This window comes from Streptomyces cadmiisoli, from assembly GCF_003261055.1.
Classification (GTDB): domain Bacteria; phylum Actinomycetota; class Actinomycetes; order Streptomycetales; family Streptomycetaceae; genus Streptomyces; species Streptomyces cadmiisoli.
On the sequence record NZ_CP030074.1, the window covers coordinates 425,894 to 449,142 of the forward strand.

Annotated in this window: 15 protein-coding genes and 1 pseudogene; 9 read left to right on the plus strand and 7 right to left on the minus strand. The window is 69.5% G+C overall.

The genetic code is table 11. From position 1 onward, the window contains the following. Positions 1–98: 98 nt before the first annotated feature. The 4 genes from DN051_RS42690 to DN051_RS42705 form a co-directional block, all read right to left on the minus strand. Entirely contained in the window at positions 99–2,435 is a 2,337-nt protein-coding gene (locus DN051_RS42690; RefSeq protein WP_112443127.1) for a sensor histidine kinase, read from the minus strand. Between the two features lie 564 nt (positions 2,436–2,999). Further along, positions 3,000–4,904 carry a ricin-type beta-trefoil lectin domain protein gene (locus DN051_RS42695; protein WP_112443128.1) on the minus strand — a complete coding sequence of 635 codons (1,905 nt, stop codon included), beginning with the start codon at positions 4,902–4,904 and terminating at the stop codon, positions 3,000–3,002. Between the two features lie 247 nt (positions 4,905–5,151). Further along, the gene (locus tag DN051_RS42700; protein ID WP_053763528.1) at positions 5,152–5,487 is read right to left on the minus strand and encodes a hypothetical protein; all 336 of its coding nucleotides are present in this window, start codon (positions 5,485–5,487) and stop codon (positions 5,152–5,154) included. A gap of 563 nt (positions 5,488–6,050) precedes the next feature. Then, positions 6,051–6,656, minus strand: a complete 606-nt coding sequence (locus DN051_RS42705) for a hypothetical protein (protein WP_053763529.1) — start codon at positions 6,654–6,656, stop codon at positions 6,051–6,053. Between the two features lie 933 nt (positions 6,657–7,589). Between DN051_RS42705 and DN051_RS42710 the strand changes: the two genes are divergently transcribed. Continuing rightward, positions 7,590–8,048: a MarR family winged helix-turn-helix transcriptional regulator gene (locus tag DN051_RS42710; protein WP_053763530.1), complete on the plus strand. Its 459-nt coding sequence runs from the start codon at positions 7,590–7,592 to the stop codon at positions 8,046–8,048. 109 nt (positions 8,049–8,157) lie between these two features. Here DN051_RS42710 and DN051_RS48055 read toward each other — a convergent pair. Further along, positions 8,158–8,427: pseudogene (locus DN051_RS48055) on the minus strand (YbaB/EbfC family nucleoid-associated protein); the annotation flags it as partial. Positions 8,428–9,517: 1,090 nt separating this feature from the next. Between DN051_RS48055 and DN051_RS42720 the strand changes: the two are divergent. The 5 genes from DN051_RS42720 (at position 9,518) to DN051_RS42740 (ending at position 16,830) form a co-directional block, all read left to right on the plus strand. Next, a complete protein-coding gene (locus tag DN051_RS42720; protein ID WP_112443129.1) occupies positions 9,518–11,023 on the plus strand; it encodes a PepSY-associated TM helix domain-containing protein in 1,506 nt (501 codons plus the stop codon). Positions 11,024–11,528: 505 nt separating this feature from the next. Beyond that, complete coding sequence (locus DN051_RS42725; protein ID WP_246041282.1) at positions 11,529–13,487, plus strand: multicopper oxidase family protein; 1,959 nt, start codon at positions 11,529–11,531, stop codon at positions 13,485–13,487. Between the two features lie 437 nt (positions 13,488–13,924). Beyond that, the gene (locus DN051_RS42730; RefSeq protein WP_112443131.1) at positions 13,925–14,449 is read left to right on the plus strand and encodes a hypothetical protein; all 525 of its coding nucleotides are present in this window, start codon (positions 13,925–13,927) and stop codon (positions 14,447–14,449) included. Positions 14,450–14,753: 304 nt separating this feature from the next. Next, the gene (locus DN051_RS42735) at positions 14,754–15,743 is read left to right on the plus strand and encodes a nitrilase-related carbon-nitrogen hydrolase (RefSeq protein ID WP_112443132.1); all 990 of its coding nucleotides are present in this window, start codon (positions 14,754–14,756) and stop codon (positions 15,741–15,743) included. A 94-nt stretch (positions 15,744–15,837) separates the two neighbouring features. Further along, positions 15,838–16,830, plus strand: coding sequence for a YdcF family protein (locus tag DN051_RS42740; protein WP_112443133.1), 993 nt, complete (start codon positions 15,838–15,840; stop codon positions 16,828–16,830). Positions 16,831–16,867: 37 nt separating this feature from the next. Here the strand turns inward: DN051_RS42740 and DN051_RS42745 are convergent, their stop codons facing one another. After that, positions 16,868–18,631, minus strand: a complete 1,764-nt coding sequence (locus DN051_RS42745; protein WP_112443390.1) for a sensor histidine kinase — start codon at positions 18,629–18,631, stop codon at positions 16,868–16,870. Positions 18,632–18,705: 74 nt separating this feature from the next. Beyond that, on the minus strand, positions 18,706–19,398 hold the full coding sequence (locus DN051_RS42750) for a response regulator transcription factor (RefSeq protein WP_053763535.1): 693 nt from the start codon (positions 19,396–19,398) through the stop codon (positions 18,706–18,708). Between the two features lie 324 nt (positions 19,399–19,722). Between DN051_RS42750 and DN051_RS42755 the strand changes: the two genes are divergently transcribed. The 3 genes from DN051_RS42755 to DN051_RS42765 all read left to right on the plus strand — a co-directional run bounded on the left by DN051_RS42755 (position 19,723) and on the right by DN051_RS42765 (position 23,206). Further along, positions 19,723–20,937, plus strand: coding sequence for a L,D-transpeptidase (locus DN051_RS42755; RefSeq protein ID WP_112443134.1), 1,215 nt, complete (start codon positions 19,723–19,725; stop codon positions 20,935–20,937). Positions 20,938–21,065: 128 nt separating this feature from the next. Further along, entirely contained in the window at positions 21,066–21,950 is an 885-nt protein-coding gene (locus tag DN051_RS42760; protein ID WP_246041283.1) for a L,D-transpeptidase family protein, read from the plus strand. Positions 21,951–22,066: 116 nt separating this feature from the next. Then, positions 22,067–23,206, plus strand: a complete 1,140-nt coding sequence (locus tag DN051_RS42765; RefSeq protein WP_112443135.1) for a glycosyltransferase — start codon at positions 22,067–22,069, stop codon at positions 23,204–23,206. The last annotated feature ends 43 nt before the right edge of the window (positions 23,207–23,249 follow it).

Sequence of the window (23,249 nt, forward strand, 5' to 3'; positions counted from 1 at the left end):
TTTCGTCAGCGATCGGTGGGGGAGTGGAGAACGCGGGCAGGCGCGGTGCGCCCGGGCCGGTACGGCGGTGCGGCCGTGGTCGCGGCGGTGCGGCGGCGTCACTGCTCGGCGGAGGTGTCGCGGGCCTGGAGGGTGCCGCGCTGGAACCCGGCGAGGGAGGCGCCGGCGGCTTCCGCGGTGAAGGCCTCCGCCGAGTCCTCGGCGGGCGACGGTGCCTCGTCGCGCAGTTCCGCGGCCAGGCTGGTCTGCGGCACCCGGCGGGGCAACGGGGTGAGTCCGTCCCGGCGTGATGACCGCGCGGCTGAGGAGGGCGCGGGGGACGAAGCGCCGGGAGCGGGTGAGCCGGGGGCGGAGGGTGCGGGGGTCGTCGCGGCGAACCACGATCCGGCGGTTTCTGATGCGTCGGCACCCGATGCCGTGGTTCCTGCTGCGGCGGCGCCGGCCGCGGCGAAGGCTTCTGCCGTGCCGACGCGCGGAGCGGGGACCGTCTCGCGGGACAGTGCGTCGGCGGCCTCCCCCACCACGATGTCGTGCGGGATCAGCACGATCGCGGTGGTCCCGCCGTAGGGCGAGGAGCGCAGGGTGACGGAGACGCCGTGGCGGTGGGTGAGCTGGGAGACCACGAAGATGCCGAGCCTGAGGTCCTCGGCGAGGGCCACGACGTCGAACTGCATGGGACGGGCCAGCTGCGCGTTGAGGGTGGCGTAGTCGTCCTGGGACAGGCCGAGGCCCTGGTCCTCGATCTCGACGGCCAGCCCCTTGGCCACCATGGCGGCCCGCACCACCACGGGACTCGGCGCGGGCGAGTACGCGGTCGCGTTGTCGATCAGCTCGGCCAGCAGATGGATCACGTCGGCCACGGCGTGCGGGGCCAGCGCGACCTCCTCGTCGGTGTGCACCTCCACCCGCGCGTACTCGGCGACCTCGCCGACGGCGCCGCGCAGGACGTCGGTCATCGCGACGGGCCGGCTCCAGGACCGGCCGGGCCGCTCGCCGCTGACCACGACGAGGTTCTCCTCGTAGCGGCGCAACTGGCTGGCGATGGAGTCCAGTTCGTACAGATCCCTCAGGAGTTCCGGATCCGTGTGCCGGCGCTCCAGGGCGTCGAGCCGGCCGAGCTGGAGGTTGACCAGGTTCTGGCTCTGCCGGGCGATACCGAGGATGACTTTCTGGAAACCGCTGCGGATGTTGGCGAGTTCGATCGCGGTGAGTACGGCGGTGCGCTGCGCGGTGTTGAACGCCTGGGCGACCTGCCCCAGCTCGTCGTGGCCGTGGTCCAGCGGTGTGGTCGCGGACGCCGCGTCGACCCGCTCGCCCCGCTCCAGCCGTGCCACCACGTCGGGCAGCCGTTCCTCGGCGAGGCTCAGGGTGGCCTTCCGGAGTCCGTGCAGCCGCCGTGACAGCGAGCGCGTGATCCGCCAGGACATCCCCACGCACAGCAGCAGGGCGAGCAGACCGCCGGCGCTCAGCGAGGTGGCCGTCAGCAGCAGTGTCCGGGACTCGTCGCCGCTGCGGGTCAGCAGGGCGTCCACCTGCTGCCGGATCCCCGTCTCGTTGCGTGCGGAGATGTCGCTCAGGGCCACGTCCCACCGCTTCTGCGCGTCCGGCAGTCGGATGCTGTGCCCGTTCCTGGCGGGATGGGCCGCGAGCACCTCGTCCTCGATCTCCCACAACGTCCGCCAATGAGGGCCCTGGAGGCTCCGTCCGGCCTGGAACCCGAGGGTGCCGTTCAGCAGCGGGACGAGCTGGTCCTCGATCAGCCAACGGCGGGTGTGGGCGAGCTTCGCGAAGTCGGTCCAGGCCCGTTCGTCGATACGCCCGGACGGCCAGGCCAGGGTGAGCCGCGCATCCTCCCGGGAGACCAGCTCCGCCGCCTGTTCCAGTGCGAACAGCGGACCCGCCAGGGCCGCCAGCTCGCCGTTGACGGCCTGGAAGAGCCCTTGGAAGGCCTGGATCTGCCGGTTGATCATCGTGTCGTAACGCTGAAGCGCTTGCGCGGGGGTGATCTCGGTCGGTTCGTCCACCTGGTCCCGGGTGAACTCCAGTTCGTTCAGGGCCTCCAGCGCCGAGCCCAGTAGCGTGGAGATCCGCGCAGGTGCCTCGGCGATCGGACCTCTCTGCCGGACCAGTTCCGCCACCGCCGCATCCGTCTTCGCCCGGTGAGCGTCGAGCTCGTTCCTGTCGCCCCGTGGCGAAGCCAGCCACTGGGCGGACAGCCGGCGCTCCCTTTGCAGGGCGAACATGGCTTCTGTGCCCAGCGAGCCCGTGGACCGGCTCAGCTCCGTCTGGGCACGCAGCTCCGAGCCCTCCGAGAACATCTGGATCGTCGTCACGCCCCAGATCGCCGTCAGGGTGATGCCTGGCACCAGCGCCAGCAGGATCAGCGAGGTTCGTATGGAGCCGAGTCGGCGCCGGACACCTGTCCATCGAGACATCGTGGTCCTCAGGCGAATGGGTCGGGGGCGGGCGGTTGACGGAACAGCGAGAGGCGGACGCGGGGATGGGCGTGCGGCCGGCACCGTCACAGGGGTGGCCAGATGCTATCCGCACACACGGACGGCAGGCGCTGCTCCGAACCGGGCGCCGGAGACGGTCCCGCACCGGGGAATGGCCGTCGGCGATTCGCGTAAGGGCATCCTTCAAGACCGCGGACGGCGCCGCCCGCCGGGTGCGTTCACCTCGCCGATGGCGCAACAGCCCAGTACACACGGCGGTTGCGCCCCTTGGCCGACCTCCGCACAGCGCCCCGAACCAGGAGCCGACGACAGCGGAACAGACCCGGGACGGCGAGGCGACCAGCGGTGTCGGGACCGGGATTCGTGCCGCTGAGCGCGGCGCACAACGCGCACCGGTCATGACCAGTTATCCGGCGCTCAAGTCCCCTCGGCTGAAGAGCGGCAGGTGATGTGGCCAGGGTGACGGACCGTCAAATCTGGCCGTCTGGTGAAACGGACGAGCGCCCGGCCGGTGTCTGGGTCGGGCGCTCGCCGTCGGTCAGGTCACTTGCGCGACCACTTCTGGTACGTCTGCCCGTTGCAGGTGTTCAGTTCCAGCTTGGCGCCGCCGACCGCCGTACCTCCGCGTGCGCCCAAGCACAGACCTGACGCGTTGTGCACCATCGCCTGGTCGCTGCTGCGAGAGGTCCATTCCTGCGAGCCGTCGCCGGAGCACTGGGAGAGCTGGACACCCGTGGACGCCACGGCAGGCGACGTCTTGGGTGCGATGCACAGCCACTTCATCCCCAGTTGCCCGTTGACCTTGGATGTCACGTCCTTCGCGCTGCGTACGTATTCCGCTCCGCACGAACCCACGACGAGGTCCGCGCCCTCCTTCGCGGAGTTGCCTTCCACGACGAGGCACAGGCCGGACGATCCAGCCGTCCAGTAGGTGGTGCGGGTGACCGCGCCGTCGCCACCGGCGTCGTCGGTCAGTTTCCAGGCGTAGCGCAGACGTTCGTGGAGCGACGCGTTGGCGACCTTCAGCGTCGCCGCCGTCCCCGTGCCCTCCAACGTCGTCAGGGAGAAGGCGTCCTCTTCGCCGTAGCCGGGCCAGTAAAGGCTTCCGAGCCCGGCCTCCCGGATGATCTCCGTCATGGCGTACATGTAGGAGACGTGCATGTCCCCGTCGCGCGGGCCGTTGTAGTCGATGCCGGATCGCGACCAGTCGCCGAACTCCGTCACGACGGTGCGGGCGGAGCAGTTCGAGCTCGTCTGCCCGGACGGGATGCCGAGACGGGTGCGCATCGTGTTCTTCCAGTCGGTCACATTCTTGTGGAAGGACTCGAACACGCTGTACTGGTGATAGCTCAGCACCGTGCCGTTCAGACGCGAGTCGCTGCAGATCGGGGCCAGGAACCTGTCGTCTCCTGTGCCCGCGACGACGACCTGGTTGCGGGGCAGCTGAGGGTAGCTGTGCAGGAACTTCACAGCGAAGTCCTTCCAGCCCTGCTCCGTGCCCTTCGGCTCGTTCACGATGTCCGCGTAGAACCGGGGGTCGGAGCCGTACTCATTGATGAGAGTGCCCCATACCTCACTGAAGTCGGCGTCGGAGATGTTGTAGTAGTTGCGAGCGTCCGAACCGGTCCAGAGTCCGACCATGACGTTGACGTCCGCTGCGATCGCGGCATCCAGGGCGGCGCGGTAGCCCTCCCAGTCCAGCGTGGCCGCGTTGACACCGAAGCGAATGGTGTTGGCGCCCAACTCCTTGAACTCGCGGACGATGGGAACCGCCTTGGCGTACGTATCCGCGTAGTTGTCCGCCGAGCTGAGCCCGGAAGGAATGACCGCGTCCGCCCTGAAGTTGTCACCCTTCGCCGACCAGTTCACGCCGCGCAGCGCCGAGGGCGCCGCGGCCGGCGTGACGCCGGGCGACGTCCACCGCTGGTTCGCCGTGTAGGTGCAGTTCTCAAGGGTGACCCGGCTTCCGTTCGGCGCGTTGCCGGCGGGCTTGGTCACGCACAGGCCGCTCGCCGAGTGGACGAGGGTGTTGTAGACGCCGCGCGAGAACTTCGGCGAGATGCTCTGTGTCGGCGTGCTCGCGGGCTGGCACGTGGCCGTCCGCAACTGCGTCCCCGGAGTGCGTGCGCCGTCCGCGCTGTTGAGGCACAGCGTCTCGGACATGGCCCGCAGTTCGCCCTTGGGCTGGAACGTGAACTTCTGGTTCACGTCGTTGTTGCAGGTCCAGACTCCGATGATGCCGCCGGCATTCCAGTTCACGGACTGAACGTCGAGGCATTGACCCGACTCCGTGTTGACCAGGGGCACCGCCACGCTCTGTGCGGTGGCCGCGGTGGCGGTCGGGGTGACCGCGGTCGGCGCCATCGCCACGAATCCCGCCGAGACCATCGCCGCCGCCGTCAACAACGGCAGGGCCCGGCGGCGGACACGCCGCGTCATCCTTCTCATTTCCGACTCCTTCTCCGGTCGGTGCCAGGGCGACCGTGGCCGTCGAGGTCGTCGGGCAGGGGGGCACACACTCGGATGTCCATGCAGTTCTCCAGTGAACGGCGGCCCAAAGAGGTGCAACAAATTATCACCGCTGTCATCTGATTGACCTCTGCCTGAAAATGATTTCCTCACCGGTGAACGCCAAGCCGGTGCCGCGCCCCACGCTTCATGGTGGGACGCGGAGCTACGAGGCGGTGGCGACCGATCAGAAGTAGGCGACGGAGCAGCGCGATCGGTGGGGCGTCGGCGTGGGCGCGCCCACCCGCTCGTCACCGCGCAGGAGTTCGCCTTCGAGGGCGAACCGCTCGCCGTGCTTGCTCACTCCGGTGATCGTGGCGACCGCGAGCACCCGGCCCGCGGGGTTCACGATCTGCGCCTCGTCGTGGTTCAGGGCACGGCCCGCGTTGAGCCTCCAGATTCCCCGGCCGCTCTCCCACGCCGCGTCCTCCGTCATCCCTGGATGCCATCCGACCGTCGACCTGCCGAGGCCGTCCTCGTTCGGGTCCACGGGCTGCTCCGGGCCCAGCTGGATTTGAACCACACCCACTCCTCATACTTCGTTCCCCGCACGACGGCGTGGCCGGGTGCTTGCATAGGCGCGGCTTGCAGGTCGGCATCTGGACGACCCCGGCGCCCCCGGGCGGCGAGTTCCTGAGCCTTGGCCGAGCTGGGCGTTCCTGGTCAGCGCGCGCGGCGCGAAGGGCTTCTCGGGGGTGGTGAGGATCGCCAGCGGTTTTCAGTAGATCAATTAATGGTTGATGCGTCAAATATTTTGCGGGGTGGGTTTGTGTGTGGTGGCACACATATGCGAGCTCGGGGTCAGTGTGCGGCGGGGGTGCTAATGGATAAATCGGACGCCTGGTGTCGCGTATTGCCCGTATTGCCCGTGGCGCACAACGGCGCTGACGGGGCAGGGGATGGCCATGAAGTGCCATGGAGTCAGCGGACGTTCCCGACCGTCGGGCCTGAGCGGGAGACCCGACGGTCGGGGTCCGGAACCGGCGGCCGAGGTCCGGAGCCGGTGTGGTGCAAGCGGCTCGTTCAGCGGAAACCCCCGCTGACGAGGCCGGTGCCGACGTGTGCCGGCGGACGGACGCCAGCGCGTCAGATGTCGTCGTCCGGCGCGGCGACTGTGCCCCGCGGGGCTCGCTCGACGAGTGTGTACATGACCGACCGGTCCTGCTTGTGACGCCTGATCCGGCCCTTGGCGACGAGAGACTCCAAGGTATTGCGCACCACCTGGGGCGTCGGTGTCCGACCCGGGTGCTTCTCCAGGAGTTCGTCGCGCAGTTCCTTCGCATGGCGCGGTTCGTCGTACGCGCTGAGCAGTTCCGCCAAGAGGTCCCCGAGCAGAGGCAGGCGCGACTTCCCCTTCGCGCCTTCCTCTACGGGGTGCCGGGCGGACCTCGCACCGGCCTTGGCGTGTGCCGACCGCCGGGAGGCCGGGGCCGCGGTCGACGACGTGGTTTCTGACGTGGCCAGTTTCCCGGTCAGGTCGGGTTCTTCGTGAGCTTGCTCGGGCAATGGCGCGTCCGAGGAACCCACATAGCGTTGTGCAAGAGTCAGGATGTCGACCAGGAGGGCCTCCTCCTGCTGCAACATCCTGATTTTTTCCGCCAGTTCTTCCTGGAGGCGGCGATTCTCCTCCAGGTCCGACGCGGCCTGTTCGACGTACCGCGACCGGAGCGAGGCGGCTGATTGGCTGGGCACAACCGTTCACTCCCTCGTAATGGATGACGTTGGGCATGGTATACAGGTCGGTCACCCGTGCCGAAGTTCGCAAAGGTCAAGATATTCGGGGAGCCACCGCGCGCGCGTCGGGGGAGCGGCGCAGTCCGTGCGGACGCGGTGAGCGGCACCGGGTCCGCAGTCGACCCGGGTCGTGGTTGGGCCGGTCCCGGGCCACCGCACATGTTCGGGATACCGGTATGCGATTCGCGACAGCAGAGGTGTGCGCGCCGGTGCCGGAGCATCCTGCACACATGTTGGTCCGGCCCGTCGTTTGACGCACGCGACAGGCGTTTCGTGAGCGACACCCTGCAAGCTCCCCCACATCAGGCGCCGGCCGTGGTGCGGGAGCGCAGCATGCCGCGGACGAAGGGGCGACGGACGAAATCATCGGGGTCGACGTACCTGTCCCTGCGCCTGGGGGTGCGCGTCACTGATGCCGTGGATGTCCGGCGGTGCTCCCGCGGCCAGATCTTTTCTCCGGCGAGTGAACCTTGATGGTGTTCCACACCGTCTATTGGTAGAGACTCCCGTCGCCGGGTGTTCGATTGGCTGGCGCGGCGACGGGCAAGGGCGGCCGCCCCCATGCTTCCCCCGCTCGGGTGGCGGCCGCCGCTCAGCCAATTCCCGGTATTCCGGAGCCGCTGATGCCGTTCTTCCCGAATTTCACGAAACGTCGCATGCACGCGCGTTTCCCGTGCATAAAAAAGGGTCCTGGCATCTCGGGGGATTGATACCAGGACCCACACGCGCAGCGCGTGGAAGCGGGCTGCGTGCGCACCGCTATTAAACACCAAATCCATTACTTGCGTGAGCAAGGTTTGAGGGAATGTCCGTAATGGATAAAAGGTGGGTGGGAATGTGCGGGGCGGCGGCCGGCGGTCGTGGCCGGTTCGGGGCACTTACACTGTGCCCATGGCAGACGCTGCAACACTCGAGCCCCTTTCCCCCGACGAGGAGGCGTTCCTCCGGGCCCTGGGGAGGGTGATGGCACTTCTGCCGCGCGTCGTGGACGCCGACATGCTCGCGGAACAGGACATGAACGGCAATGAGTACATGACGCTGGTGCACCTGTCAGAGGCGCCGGGCAACCAGATGCGGATGAGCGAACTGGCCAATGCCTGCGGGCTGTCGCTGAGCGGCATGACCAGGGTGGTGCAGCGCCTGGAGAACCAGTCCCTCGTCCTGCGGGTGAAGTCCCCCGACGACGGCCGGTCCTGGCTCGCGGTCCTGACCAGTTCGGGATGGACGCGACTGAAGCAGGCCTGGCCGACGAACCTGGCCGCCATCCGCCGGCATGTCTTCTCGCACCTGGAGGGCTGTGACCTGGCGGCCGCAGCCCAGGTGCTGGAGCGCATAGCGCCGTCCCCCTGAGGGGTTCGGCCGACCGCAGGACGGTCACACCGCCGGACGGCGTGTCACCCGGGCTCTCGCAAGGCGACTGGCTGAAGGTGCGTGCGACGGTGGGCAGCAACTGCTGCGGGGCCAACTCCTGAGCCGCCACGATGGCTTCGCTGACCGCCATGACGATCAGCGCTGCGAGGGTATCCGTGTCGCCCGGGTCGGCGGCCTCGGGCGATATGTCCGGCCCGCGCGACCGGGCAGAGCCGTCGACGACTGCATGTACCGTGCCGTTGCCGGAGGACGCTGCCTGTGCGGGACCACAGTTGCGGGCGTAGACGTCGATCGCGGTGCCACCCGAACGGGAACCCGCCACTGACACCAGCCGGAAGGTCAGCAGGCGTGACGGCACGCCGGGCCCCTCGCGGTCACCCCGGCTGGTGAGATATGGACGCGAAGCCGGCGGTGAAACCAGGTATTCCTGCGGCTTTGGGCTCCTGACGCGGGGACTTGCCCACTGCCGTGAATCCCTTCTTCAAAGAAGGTGGAGCCTGCCCGTTCGCCACGCCGCTGATGCCGGTCGGCGATCAATGAATGAGGAAAGCAATTTCAGGCGATGCTGGTGCAGACCGCACTATTTTTTGACGCGTAAACCTTGCTCCGGGTTACTCCGAGTGAGATTGTTCCGGTCGACTGGATGAGGCTTTCTCGTCCCCGGAGTAATGGAATGGTCAGTATTGGCGGAAGTATCTCGATGTCGGTCGTAATGGCACGTTGGGTGTTGTGTGCCCGGTCGACGCCCAGGCTTGAACGCGATGTGCAGAGGAGACGTGGTCCGTGTCCACGCCCGGTCCTCAGGTGACAGTCGGTGGTATCGAGTGCGACGGCACATCGGTGGAACTCCAGCCGGCCGCCCGTGGCACACGTATTGCCGCACACGAGGTCGCAGGCGGCTTCATGAGCTGCGCGTGTATGTGACAGACCGGCAGACCAAGTGGCAGTGGCCGTCGGCCGAGGAGTTCCAGAAGCTCATTCTCATCGGGTACGGCCGTCCCCGGCGCTCCCGCAACCCGGGCGCGCCGTACATGTTTCATCCGGCCTGGCCGCTTCAACGGCGACGCGGGAGGGGCCGACCGCGGTGTCCCAAGCGGGGGTGTGCACACATCTCCGAAGTCGATATGCGAACATACGCACATCAGCTTGGGGGATCCCGATGAGCGGGCCAACATACGCAACGCACGTCGGCACGTGATCCTCGGTTGCACCTCGTCCGTATGGCCGTGTTCGCGGTCATGTCGGTGACAGCGGCAGCCTCGGGCGCACCATGGTGTCTCGCCAGCGGTATGTGATCCGGCGTACCCACCCCTCGTCGCCGGGCGCTGTCCTCACGCAGCCGCGGACGCGGCCGCCGTTCTGCCACGCCGCGCCACCCGTAGCGGCGGTGCGACCGGTCGCCCTCCTTCGCGCCCGGACCAACACCCGATGCCTCATGGGGGATACGTATGTCTCAGACCCGGAACCAGCCACCGAGTGGCGAGCCCGACGCGGCGTCGCCCTCCGTACGGGAGGTTTCGCAGACACGTGTCTCAGAACATGTGCCGAAGACCGATGGCGCAACCCCGGGCCGGACCTGGGGGAGCCTACGACCACTGCTGCTCCGCCTCCATTTCTACGCCGGGGTGCTCGTCGGCCCGTTCCTGCTCGTCGCCGCGCTGACGGGCCTGGCCTACACCCTCACCCCGCAACTCGACCGCCTCGCCTACGGCGACCGGCTCCTCGTGGAGGACGTCGGCACCGACCCGATGCCGGTGTCGGTCCAGATCGCCGCCGCCCGGTCCGTTCATCCCGAGGGCACCCTGACCTCGGTCGTCGTCCCGTCGGCACCGGAGGACACGACCCGAGTGGTGCTGTCCGTCCCGGGACTGGGCGACGACCGGCAGCGGACGGTGTTCGTCGACCCGTACACCGCCGAGGTGCAGGGTGAACTGACCACGTGGTCGGGGTCGACGCCCGTCACCCACTGGCTCACCGACCTGCACCGCAACCTCCACCTGGGCGAGAACGGCCGCCTCTACTCCGAGGTGGCCGCGAGCTGGCTCTGGGTGATGGTCGCGGGCGGACTCGTCCTGTGGTTGGCGCGATCCCGTACGCGACGTGGTGAGCGGGCCCGCGCCCTTCTCCTGCCCGAGCGTTCGGCGCGCGGGGTTCGGCGTACGCGCAGTCGGCATGCTGTCGTCGGCGTGTGGATCACCGCCGGTCTGCTGGTGCTCAGCATGACCGGGCTCACCTGGTCCCGTTACGCCGGTGACCGCTTCGGGCAACTCCTCGACGCGGCCCAGGCACACGCGCCGGAACTGGTCACCGAGCTGCCCGGCGCGCCCACCGCGACCGGGGACGACCCCGCGGAGCACCAGGACCATGTCGGCCACGAGGGCGGAGCGGACACGGCTGCGGCGGATCCGGTCGCCTTCGACGAGGTCCTCGCCGTCGCGCGGGAAGCCGGGCTCGGCGGCAAGGTGGTGCTGACACCGCCCGCCGACTCGGCCACGGCCTGGACGGTCGCGCAGGACGACGACCGCTGGCCCGTCCACTACGACCGGGTCGCCGTCGACGCCGCCGCCGGGGAGGTCGTCTCCCACAGCCGCTGGGCCGACTACCCGGTCCTCGCCAAGCTCAGCAGGCTCGGCGTGCAGGGTCACATGGGCCTGCTGTTCGGCCCCGTGAACCAGATCGTGCTAGCCGTCATCGCCCTCGGCCTGGTCTTCGTGATCCTGTGGGGCTACCGCATGTGGTGGCAGCGGCGTCCGCGACGCGAGGGCCGTACGGCCCTGTTCGGCAAGGCCCCGGCGAGAGGAGCGTGGCGGTCGCTGCCTCTGCCGGTGCTGCTCATCGGCGTCCCCGCCGTGCTCGCGCTCGGTTGGGCCCTCCCTGTCCTGGGTGTCACGCTGCTCGCGTTTCTCGTCGTGGACGTCGTACTCGGGCTCGCCCGCCGGGCTGGCGCGACGTGACACCGACGTGAGACACGTGTGTCGGCATTCCTCCGGTGTTCCGGGCCGGGGAGTGTCGTACCCGTCACACACACCTAAAATTTGAAGCGTCAAGCAATTGGTGATTTACTTGCCTTCCGGGCAAGGCGTTCGGAACGCGCCGCTCGCTTCCGGTGCTGCTGCCGGCTGATCGCCCGTTTGCATCCGTCGTGCCGCCACCGAAGCCATCTGCACCGCATCACCGCAATGTGCTGACGCAGGCTCAGCCACCCCACACCAGGCGCCCCGCCGACGCCACAAGCGAGGACGGGACCTCCCTGGCAGCGCCCGCGGGAACCCTCCGGCAGCCTGGCTCCCTTGCCCACAAGGCACTGAGGACGCCCCGGTGACGCACACGAGCGGCGCATGTTCCCGCGTGTCACACCGGGTGCGCCGTGCGGCGTGTCCTCGCGCGGGGGATCCCCGAGCCCGCAACGGCGTCGCAGGTGACTCCCGTGCCTCAGTCAACGGACAGAATGGGCAACACATGACAAGCACTTCCCGGCGGTCCCTGTTGGGCATGGCCGGTCTGACCACAGCCGCCGTCGCCGTGGGCGGAACCATCGCCCTCAGGGGGAGCGAATCCCAGGCCCAGGAGCTGACCGGGGCCGCGACCCTGCCGGGCGTCGACACACCGACGCACACCGAGCTGACCCCGTTCAAGGACCCGCTGCGCATCCCTCCGACCCTGCGGCTGAACAGCAGGAGCATCACGGAGATCAACCTCGTCAACTCGCGTCAGCGCCTGCACTCGCAGCTGCCTCCCACCCGCCTGTGGACCTACGGTGGCCACTTCCCCGGCCCCACCATCGAGGTGCGCAGCGGTCAGAAGGCCCGCGTCGCCTGGAACAACAAGCTGGCGGGCACCCTGCCCGTCAAGGCCGTCTGGATACGCCCCGAAGGCCCCGGACCCGGCTTGCTGCCCTACAACCGGCCCGGATCCGAGGGAGGGTTCCCCCGGGCGGAGGTCGACGGGCTGACCCCGTGGACGACGGTGCATGTGCACGGCGGTCACCAGAACGGCCTCAGTGACGGCGCGTCCGAGTACGGAGTGACGCCGGGCGACGCGCAGTTGGCCGAGTTCGCCAACGACCAGGCGGCGGCCCACCTCTTCTACCACGATCACGCCATGGCGATCACCTCGCTGAATGTCGCGGCCGGCCTGGTGGGCCACTACTTGGTGCGCGACGCGGAGGAGTCCCGGCTCCGGCTGCCTCAGGGCGAGTACGAAATACCCCTGATGATTCAGGAGGTCAACTTCGACACCGACGACAAGGGCCGGATCGACGGACGCATCCTGTCCAAGCGGATCGTCCACGGCCCCGAGCCGACTCCCGGAGTCATGCCGCCGGCCCTGGCGTCCCTGTGCCCGTTCACGATGGTCAACGGCGTCGTCTGGCCGCACCTCGACGTGGAGGCGCGCGCGTACCGCTTCCGTGTGGTGAACATGTCGGGCGTTCGCGTCTACCGTCTCGTCGTCGTCGACGAGGAGACCGGCAAGCCCGTCCGCGGCGCCATGAAGCTGATCGGCACGGATCTGGGTCTGCTCGGCAAGCCGCAGACGATCGACGAGGCGCTGTCGCTCGCTCCCGCCGAACGCGCGGACCTCGTCATCGACTTCGCCGCGTTCCCCGGCAAGCGGCTCAAGCTCGTGAACACGATCCCGGGCCAGACTCCCGGCGCGGCCCTGCCGGAGTTCACCATTCCGTACCCGGAGGTCATGCAGTTCCGCGTGGAGAAGAAGCGGAACCCGAAGCCGTACGCGGTTCCGGCGACGCTGTCCCCGAGGTTCCGGAACATCAAGCCGGGTGACGTCCCCAAGGACGCCACCGAGCGCTTCGTGCTGCTGGCCTTCGACAAGTCCGGCGCCATGCCACAGATCTGGGAGATGCAGGAAGTCTCCGCGCAGACGGCACCCGGCGACGGCATCGTGCAGATCGAGATCGACGGCACGACCAGGGCCCTGCGCCGCACGGCGACCGTGTTCGAGGACACCACGACCTTCTTCGCGTCATCCGACACCTGGGAGAAGTGGCACTTCGTCAGCGTCGCGCCGCCCGGTGTGCCGATCTACCACCCGATGCACATCCACCTGATGAACTTCCAGGTCGTCGAGCGGCGTTCGCTGGATTCCACCGGCCTGGACCACGCCGCGGGGAAGACCACGAAGCCCCTCACTCCGGGCGCGGCGCTGCCGATCGCCCCGGAGGAGTCCGGTTGGAAGGACACCGTCAACGTCCAGGCCAACACCATCGTCACGGTCGCGGGACGGCTGGCGAAGCAGAGCGGCAAGGTGATGTACCACTGCCACATCCTCGACCACGAGGACGAAGGCATGATGCGTCCGTTCGTCATCATGCCGGCGGCCGTGCACGAGATCCACGGCATGGTCATGGAGATGAACGGCAAGATGGGCGCGGGCCACGGCGCGCACGCGCATTCCTGAACGAAGCAGGGGCCGGCCCTTCACCCCGCCCCGCGGCGAGGCCTCGCACCGGCATCGGTCCTGGTGCCGGTGCGAGGCCGCCCGGGGCGGGTCCCGGTCGCTCCGCTTCGGGGCCGTCCCGGCGGTTCGCCGCCGGGACGGCCTCCGCCGTCACCCGCCCTACGAGCAGTAGACTATTGACGCGACAAATAACTTCGAGTATCGGCAGCAGAGGAAACCCGACATTCATCATGACGACGCCACTCGATCGCTACTTCGAAATCCTCAACCGCGTCGACGATGATCGGTCCAGCCTCCAGGAAATTCCGGCAATCTTCGCCGAGAATGCGCTACTGCTGGACTGCGGAGAGTTTGTCCAGGGCCAGGAGAGGGCGGTCGCCTTTCTCCACCGGAAAGCGGACCGTCGCCAGGAGGCCCGATATTTTTGGAAATCTTCCGTGGGCGAGGACGGAGTCATCACCGCTCACTGGAGCGAGGTCGGGCAGGACCGGGCCGGGACGGAATTCTATGCGTGCGGCCGTGCCACGGTCGTACCGGACCGGCACGGCAGGATCTCGTACCTCAACCTGACTTTGGCCGGCTCCTCCGACCGCGCCAGGCTTCTCACGGCCAAGCACATGCAGGTCTGGTCGATTCCCGACCGGCGCGAACGTGCCCTGGCCATGGAGGAGGTCTACGCCGAGGACATCACGTTCATGGAACCCGAACCCGACCGTGTTCTCGTGGGCCGGGACGTCCTGAACGACTACATCGGCGCCGCACGGCACCAGGCTCCGCTCGTGAGCATGGAGGTCGAGAGCTTCTACCGGAACCAGGAATCCGCGGTCTTCCGCTGGGACGCGGTCCTGCCGGACGACAGCACGGCGGTCGGCTGGGAGTTCCTCTACACGGCGTCGGACCTGATCGAGAGGGTTGTCGTCTTCGGCCCGAACCGCGAAGCCATGACCGAGGGGCCGAGGTAGTTCGCCCTCGTCCCCGGTGGAACTTCGCGCGGCCTCCGGCGAGTGTGGTCAGCGGCACGTCGCGGCACGGCGCGCGCGGCGGGGTCGTTCGCTAATATAGGAGCATGTACTCCTAATGGAGGATGGCCGGCCCCGGGGCCCCGCCGACCGACAGGCCGGCGGGCGATGCGCGGGGCGGCCGACCGCGCGGGCCGCGGACGCACCGCGCCCGAGCGAACCGCAAGCCCTCCACATCGTGTGCGACCGACCCGGGCGGCGCCGTGCCGCACGCCGCACCGAATCACGTGAGCAGAAGGAGCCCCCCATGACCGTCGTACGAGCAGCCGCAGTGCAGATCAGCCCCGTGCTCTACAGCCGGGCCGGCGCCGTCGAGAAGGTCGTCGGCAAGATCCGCGAGTTGGGGAAGCGGGGTGTCCAGTTCGCCGTGTTCCCCGAGACCGTCGTCCCGTACTACCCCTACTTCTCCTTCGTGCAGCCGCCCTTCAAGATGGCCAAGGAACACCTGCGCCTGCTGGAGGAGGCGGTGACCGTGCCGTCCGCCGCGACCGACGCGATCGCCGAGGCCGCCCGCGAGGCCCGGATGGTCGTCTCCATCGGGGTCAACGAGCGGGACGGCGGCACCATCTACAACACGCAGCTGCTCTTCGACGCGGACGGCACGCTGATCCAGCGCCGACGCAAGATCACGCCCACGTATCACGAGCGGATGATCTGGGGCCAGGGCGACGGTTCCGGTCTGCGTGCGGTGGACAGCGCCGTGGGCCGGGTCGGCCAGCTCGCCTGCTGGGAGCACTACCTGCCGCTCGCGCGTTACGCCCTGATCGCCGACGGGGAGCAGATCCACGCCGCGATGTACCCGGGTGCCTTCGGCGGCCAGCAGTTCGCCGACCAGATCGAGGTCAACATCCGTCAGCACGCCCTGGAGTCGGCCTGCTTCGTGGTGAACGCCACCGCGTGGCTCGACGCCGACCAGCAGGCGCAGATCGCCGAGGACACCGGCGGTCCCGTCGCCGCGATCTCCGGTGGCTTCTTCACCGCCATCGTGGACCCCGAGGGGCGCATCATGGGCGAGCCGCTCACCTCGGGCGAGGGCGAGGTCATCGCCGACCTGGACTTCGCGAAGATCGACCTCCGCAAGCGCCTGATGGACTCGCGCGGCCACTACAGCCGCCCCGAACTGCTCAGCCTGCAGATCGAGCGCACCCCGGCGCCGCACGTCCACCAGCGCGGGGACCGTACGCCGGAGCAGACCGCTCGGGCGGCCGAAGAGGGTGGCTCCGCCGAAGCGCGGTGAGCCGGTGCGGCCGCGGGGCGAAGGGCACACCTCTCACACGTGTGCCGGCTCCGAAGTTCGTTGACGTATCAAACAGTTGCCATATACTGCGGCGGTGTTCGTCTACGCGGCTGCGTTCTTCTTCGTCATATTCTGCCTCTCCGTTCTGTACGATCCCCGCCGCTTCGGCAACGCCGTCCTCCTCGGTATCACGGTGGTCCTGCTGGCCATCTACGCGATTGCGAAGACCGAGGATTCCCCGGCGATGTTGGAAGCGATCGTCATCGGCGCTTGTGTGCTTCTTCTTCTGGGCAGCTTCACATTGGCGTTCTTCCTGATCGCGAACGGTGTGAAGATGCTCCGCAAGGAGGGCAGGCGCCTGGGGAACCTGCTCTCGCTGCTGACCGGACTGGCGACCCTCGGTTTCATCGCGTTGCTCGGCGCGGCCGTCCTCGGCAAGTCCGACATCGTCGTTCGCCTCGCGGGCGCCGCGATCCCGGTGGTCGGCTACGTCTCCTTCCTCTTCCTCTGCTTCCTGGGCTACGCGTTCCTCTACGGGCGGCTCCCGGTGCGGCGGAACGTCGACTTCGTGGTCGTCCTCGGATCGGGCCTCGTCGGCGGCTCCCGGGTGCCGCGGCTGCTGGCCAACAGACTGGATCGCGGGCGCGCCGTGTATGAGGCACAGGCCGCGCGCGGCAACCCGCCGGTCCTGCTCACCTCCGGCGGGCAGGGCCCGGACGAGGATCTGCCCGAGGCCGACGCCATGGCCCGGTACCTCGTCGAACGCGGCTTCCCCGAGGAGCGCGTCCAGCGCGAGAACCGCTCCCGCACCACCGACGAGAACCTGCGCTTCAGCAAGTCGATCATGGAGGAACTCAAGCCGGACTACCGGTGCGTCGTCGTCACCAACAACTTCCATGTGTTCCGCGCGGCCATCACCGCGCGGAAGGCCGGAGTCAGGGGCCAGGTCGTCGGCGCACCCACCGCCGCGTACTTCTGGCCCAGCGCGACGATCCGGGAGTTCATCGCGGTCTTCCTGAGGCACAAGGCGGTCAACCTCGGGATCACCCTGGTGCTCGGCCTGTTGGGCGTCAGCGCCGACCTGTAGGGCCCGCGCCCCGTGCGCCGTCCGGCCGTGGACCCGCTCAGGACGGCACGTTGTCCGGACACGGACCGCCGGGAAGGCGCAGGGTGAACACCGCCCCGGCACCGGGCGTGCTCTCGGCGGTCACCGTGCCGTCGTGCGCCTCCACGAACTGGCGCACGATGGACAGGCCCAGCCCGCTGCCGCCGGTGCGCCGGTTGCGGGACTTCTCGGCCCGCCAGAAGCGCTCGAACACCTGGGGCAGGTCCTCGGCGGAGATCCCGCTGCCCGTGTCCCGGACGGTGAGCACCACCGTGTCGCCGTCCGGCGCGGCCGTGAGCGTGATGGTGCCGCCGGCGGGTGTGTGCCGCAGCGAGTTCGAGACCAGGTTGCCCAGGACCTGGCGCATCCGCACCGGATCGGCGTCGAGCCACAGACCGGGCTCGGTACGACTGTCCAGACGGATGTCCGAGGCGTCGGCCCGGCCGCGGTGGGCGTACACCACCTGCGCCACGAGTTCGTCAGCGCTCACCGGTTCGCGGTGCAGCTCCAGCGTGCCGGCGTCGCCCGCCGCGAGGTCCCGCAGATCGTCGATGATGTGCTGGAGCAGCAGCGCCTCGTCGTGCAGCGAGGCGATCAGGTCCGGGTCCGGGTCGACCAGCCCGTCGCGGGTGACCTCCAGCCAGCCCCGGATATTGGTCAGCGGGGTCCGCAGCTCATGCGCGACATCGCTGACCATGGCCTTGCGCTGGGCCTCCAACTGTTCACGGCGCTCGGTGAGTTCGTTGAAGGCCGCGGCCAGGCGGCCGGTCTCGTCCTTGGTGGTGACGGCGACCCGCGCGTGCAGCTGCGGCGGTTGCAGCGCCGCCGCGGTCAGGGCCCGCAGCGGGCGCACGAGACGGATCGCCACGGCCGCCGTCAGGGCGAGGGTCAGGACGAGGATCGCCGCGGTGACACCGACGATCTTGGCCTTGTTGCCGGTGGACAGGTCGAACACCGAGATCCGCTGGTCCTGATCCTGGCCGCTGCCCAGGTAGAGCAGCGCCCGCGGGGCGACGTACGGTTCGAGCTGACTGCGCTGCGAGCTGTCTATGCAGTCCTGGGTCTTCTGGTGGTCGATTGCCGGGCCGGTGTGGACCTTGCTCCTGGTCCCGAAGTGGGTGATGAGCGAGACGCCGAGTCCGAACTTGGCGACGCCCCCGTCCCGTCCGGGGCCGAGACAGGCCGTCACCAGCTTGTTGAGTTCGTCCAGCGCCTTCGCCTCGGTCTCGGTGGGCGTGTTGAGGGATCCGTCTGCGCACTCGATGGGCACGTCGGCCTCCTCGCCGTCGGCGACGATGACCGTGCGTCCGCTGGGGACCTGCCGGAAGGTGCCGGTGCTGCCGTACCGTTCCATGCACGCCAGACGCTTCTGAGCGACGACACGTACCTGCTTGCGTTCGGTGGCGTCGAGCGCGTACGGGCCCACCGCACGCGGGTCGATGCCGGAGAGCTGGGCGCCCGGTTCGGTGTAGGTGTCGGTCCGCAACGGGTCGATGGTGGCCGAGGCGCGGGCCGGCAGCGCCATCCCCGCCGAGTGCGAGTCGGCGATGACACGGCCGGACGTGGTCGTCACGGCGATACGCCGGCCCGTGGTGTCCGACAGCGCGCGCACCGAAGCCTGAACTCCGTCCCAGTCCTCGTGGGTCGCGGCGAAACCGCTCAGCCGCCGCAGGATGTCGGTGTCGTCGGAGAGCAGCTGACCGCGTTCCTCCTGGACGGCGCGGGTGGTGGTCTCGACCGCCAGCCAGGCCGTGGCCCCGACGGACACGACGATGATCGTCATGGAGGTGAGCAGCAGCCGTACCAGCAGGCTCTGACGCCAGGGCACGCCCAGGCGGGACGCGGCGGGGCGGGCCGTCACGGCGTACCGACCAGCTTGTAGCCGACGCCGAAGACGGTCAGCAGCCGGACCGGCCTGCGCGGGTCCGGTTCGATCTTCTTGCGCAGGTTCATGATGTGCACGTCGATGGCGCGCTCGGTGGACGCGCGGTCGTGGCCGCGGGTGTGCTGGAGCAGCTGGCGACGCGAGAAGACCCGGCCGGGTTCCGCGACCATCGCCCGGAGGATGGCGAACTCGCCCGGGGTGCAGGTGACAGGGGAGCCGTCGCAGGTCGCCAGGTGCCGGATCGGATCGACGGTGACACCGCCCGCGCGCAGCACCGGAGAGGATTCCGCGGCGCGCAGCGTACGGCGCAGCACGGTGCGTATGCGGGCCATCAGCTCCCGGGGGCTGTACGGCTTGGTCATGTAGTCGTCCGCGCCGAGTTCGAGACCGAGGAGCAGGTCCTCCTCGGCCGAGCGCGCGGTGAGCATCAGGATCGGGATCGGCTCGTCCTCGTCGTCGCGCAGCGCGCGGCAGACCCCGTATCCGTCGACCTCGGGGAGCATCAGGTCCAGGACGATCAGGTCGGGCCTGCGGCGCCGGGCCTCCTCGATCGCGGCCCGTCCGTCGGAGACCAGGAAGGCGCAGTGGCCCTCCTTCACCAGGAGCCGGCGAATCAGCTCCGCCTGCATGTCGTCGTCTTCCGCGACCAGCACATGTGCGCACACGTCGTCGACTCTAAACGGGCCGGAACACCGGCGGACGGTGGGTGTTGGCCTTCCCACGACCTGACAACTTCCTCACACCCGGGTGTCAGCATGAGCCACACCCCGAGGCGTGCGCCCGGTGCCGGCGCCGTCGTGCCGTGCCCGCGGGACGCGAGGGCGGTCGCGAGCCGTGACCGCCGCGGCGGACGCGGGCGTGGCCGCGGACGCAGCGGTCCGCGCCCGGCCCGCCGTCGTGGCGCCGAACGGCGCCCGCCGCACGCCGGCCGGGGCCCGCAGCTCCCACCACCGGTGGGGCGTACCGCTCCCGCACACGACGGAGACACCATGCACCGCATCCGCACCGCTCTGCCCCGCCCCGTCCGGGCCGTGGCCGTGCTGTCCGTCTCGGCATGCCTTCTGGCGGGCTGCGGCGGCAGCCCGCGGTCCGAGGACGACAGCGCGAAGAAGCCCCCGGCCGGGGCCGCGGCGCAACCACGCATCGTCCTCAACGCCACCGACGGGCAGAAGGGTGTGTCCGTCCGCAGCGGCGGCCGGATCGAGGTCGAGCACGGCTCGATCGCCAAGGCGTCCCTGGTCACGGCGGACGGCGCCACCGTGCCCGGCAAAGCCTCGCGGGACAACAGGACATGGTCGCCCGACGCCGCCCTCGACCACGGCACCACCTACCGGCTGACGGCCGTCGCCACCGGCGGGAAGGGCGCGAAGGCGACCGAGCGGGTCACCTTCACGACCCTCGACGAGGACGACCGTTTCGTCGGCACGTACGTTCCGGAGCACGGCTCGAAGGTCGGCGTGGGGATGCCGGTCTCGTTCACCTTCGACAAGGCGATCACCGACAAGAAGGCCGTGGAGTCCGGCATCTCGGTCAGCTCCAGCAGCGGACAGAAGGTCGTCGGCCACTGGTTCGGCGCGCAGCGTCTCGACTTCCGCCCGCAGGAGTACTGGGAGGCCGGGTCCACCGTGACGGTCCGGATCCGCCTCGACGGCGTCAAGGGCGCCGAGGACGCCTACGGCGAGCAGGACAAGACCGTCCGGTTCACCGTCGGGCGCAGTCAGGTCTCCACCGTGGACGCCGCCAGGCACCGGATGCGCGTCGTCCGCGACGGCCGAACGATACGGGACATACCCATCACCGCGGGCGCCGCGAGCTCGCCCACCTGGAACGGCCGGATGGTGATCTCGGAGAAGCTGGTCAGCACCCGGATGGACGGGGCCACGGTGGGGTTCGCCGGTGAGTACGACATCCCCGACGTCCCGCACGCGATGCGCCTTTCCACGTCGGGCACGTTCATCCACGGCAACTACTGGGGCGACGACTCGGTGTTCGGCCGGTCCAACATCAGCCACGGCTGCGTCGGCCTCAACGACGTCCAGGGCGGCGGCGACGCGTCCCAGGACGGTGCCTGGTTCTACGCGAACTCCCTCCTCGGCGACGTCGTCGTGGTGCGCAACTCCCAGGACGCGACCATCGCCCCTGACAACGGCCTCAACGGCTGGAACATGCCGTGGAAGGAGTGGGTGGCGGGCTCCGCACGCTGAGGCCGGCCCGCGGCCGGTGTGCGGGAATCCCGGCCGGCCGCGCCCGCACGCACGCCCGCACACGCCCGTTCGACAACGGACCGAAGACGCTGACCACTTCCTCACATGTGTCGTCCAGGCTGATCGACATGGCTTCACGTACTCGCCTCACATCACGGCGTTCCCGCACACCGCGCCCGGACCAGCAGGCGTCCGTGTCCCCGTCCCGGCCGGTGGGCCGCCTGACGGCGCTGGCCGTCACCCTTGCCGCGTCCACGGCCCTCACCGGGTGCGCGGGCGGCGACGCCTGGACGGGCGGCAGCGCCTCGAACCCGTCCGCGGCGGCGGACGAGGTGACGCACACCCCCGCGGACGGGCCCGGCACGGCACAGGGCAAAGCCCTGCCGAAGGACGGGACTTCCGCGGAGAGCACTCCGGAGGCGGCTCCCGAGGAGCTGCCGGGGGTGGGCCCCCGGACGCTGGCACAGATACCGCAGAACACCCGGCAGGTCGTCCTCGTCACCGGCCGTGGCAAGGACTCCTCGGATTCCGAGGCGGTGGTGTACGAGCGGACGAGTGCCGGCTGGCAGCCGGGCGCGACCTGGCCGGCCCACAACGCCCTGAACGGCTGGACCGACGACCACCGCCTCGGCGACGGGCGGTCCCCCATCGGCGTGTTCACCCTCACCGACGCCGGCGGGCTGCTGCCGGACCCGGGCACCGAGCTGCCCTACGACCAGTCGACGGGCTTCACCATCAGGGGCACCGGATCCCTCGGCGAGCCGCTCGCGGGCTCCTTCGACTACGTCGTCGCCATCAACTACAACCGCAAGCCCGGCCTCACGCCGCTGGACTGGACCCGCCCCCTGGGTGCCGGAAAGGGCGGCGGCATCTGGCTGCACGTCGACCACGAGGGCCCCACCCAGGGCTGTGTGAGCCTGAAGAAGGAGCACATGAGGGAACTGCTGCTGACGCTCGACCCCGGCCTGCACCCGGTGGTCGTCATGGGAGACGCCGCATCCCTGCGCCGGTGAGACGGTGGACCCGGACCCCCGGACCGACTTAATTGATACGTCAAGTATAGTCGGGTGCCTGCCCGGCGGCTGTTCGCAGTCGCACAGAGCACGTACGGGAAAACGGGTTCACTGCCATGCGCGTCCTGATGTTCAACAACCCCCTGACCGGCCACTTCCTGCCGCTGCTGCCGCTGGCGCGGGCCCTGCGCGCCCAGGGACACACCGTCGCCTTCGTCACCGCGGCGAGCATGGCCGGTTCCATCGAGCCGGAGGGATTCGTCCACATTCCCGCCGGCCCGACGGTCGAAGCCACGATCGCCGAGGTGAACCGCCGTACGGGCAGCGACATCATGGCGAAGCCGTCGCCCGCGGTCGTGGCGGAGTTCTTCGCCGGGGTACGGGTCGACCTCGCCGCCGACGAGGCGCTGGCCGGGGCGCGGGCGTGGGAGCCGGACCTGGTCATGTCCGAGCACTGCGACTTCGTGGGGCCGCTGGTCGCCGCCGTCCTCAAGGTGCCGTCCGCCGTCATGGCCATCGATCCGGCGCTGGAGCCGGAGGCGCTGGTGGCCATGGCGCGGGTGGCGCGCCCTCGATACCTCGAGCGCGGTCTGGAGGCGCCGGGCGACGCCGCGCCATTCGGACGCTGGCTGGTGGACCTCTGCCCGCCCAGCCTGCAACGCGGCGGTGCGCTGCCGGCCCTGGAGCGCCTGCCGCTGCGGCCGGAACCCCACCAGGGCACCGAAGGCCACTCCGGCGCCGACCCCGTGGCCGCGACCGGTCGCCCCCGGGTCCTGGTCAGCTTCAGTACCGTACTCGCCTCGCCGGCCCTCGGACCGGTGCTGCGGTCGCTGAGCGCGCTGGACGTCGATCTGGTGGCCACGACCGGCAGCAGGCCCACCGACGGTTTCGGTCTGGAGCCGGGACGCGTCGAACTGGTCTCCTTCCGGCCCGCCGCACAGCTGCTGGACGGCGTGTCGGTCGTGGTGCACCACGGTGGTTCCGGCAACACGTTCGGCGCCGCCGCCCGCGGTGTCCCCGCTGTCGTCGTACCGGGCATGGCCGGTCAGCAGCGCCAGGCCGACCGTCTTCAGGCCGCCGGAGCCGGGATCGCCCTGCCCGTCGGGAAGCAGTCGCCGGAGTCGGTCGCCGCCGCGGTCGCCCGGCTGCTCGCCGAGCCCTCGTACACCGAAGCGGCCCACCGCCTGCGCGACGAGATCGCCGCGATGCCGTCGGCCTCCGAGGTGGCCGAGCGCCTCGCCGCCGCCGTCTCCTGACAACCGGAGGGCGTGGGGCGGCCGGTCACCGGACACCGCCGCC

What these genes read in the sequence shown, in the direction of transcription:
- DN051_RS42690 (WP_112443127.1), bottom strand. Translation starts at nt 2,435, where the DNA reads ATGTCTCGATGGACAGGTGTCCGGCGCCGACTCGGCTCCATACGAACC.
- DN051_RS42695 (WP_112443128.1), bottom strand. Translation starts at nt 4,904, where the DNA reads ATGAGAAGGATGACGCGGCGTGTCCGCCGCCGGGCCCTGCCGTTGTTG.
- DN051_RS42710 (WP_053763530.1), top strand. Translation starts at nt 7,590, where the DNA reads ATGGCAGACGCTGCAACACTCGAGCCCCTTTCCCCCGACGAGGAGGCG.
- DN051_RS42720 (WP_112443129.1), top strand. Translation starts at nt 9,518, where the DNA reads ATGTCTCAGACCCGGAACCAGCCACCGAGTGGCGAGCCCGACGCGGCG.
- DN051_RS42725 (WP_246041282.1), top strand. Translation starts at nt 11,529, where the DNA reads ATGACAAGCACTTCCCGGCGGTCCCTGTTGGGCATGGCCGGTCTGACC.
- DN051_RS42735 (WP_112443132.1), top strand. Translation starts at nt 14,754, where the DNA reads ATGACCGTCGTACGAGCAGCCGCAGTGCAGATCAGCCCCGTGCTCTAC.
- DN051_RS42745 (WP_112443390.1), bottom strand. Translation starts at nt 18,631, where the DNA reads ATGACGATCATCGTCGTGTCCGTCGGGGCCACGGCCTGGCTGGCGGTC.
- DN051_RS42755 (WP_112443134.1), top strand. Translation starts at nt 19,723, where the DNA reads ATGCACCGCATCCGCACCGCTCTGCCCCGCCCCGTCCGGGCCGTGGCC.
- DN051_RS42760 (WP_246041283.1), top strand. Translation starts at nt 21,066, where the DNA reads ATGGCTTCACGTACTCGCCTCACATCACGGCGTTCCCGCACACCGCGC.
- DN051_RS42765 (WP_112443135.1), top strand. Translation starts at nt 22,067, where the DNA reads ATGCGCGTCCTGATGTTCAACAACCCCCTGACCGGCCACTTCCTGCCG.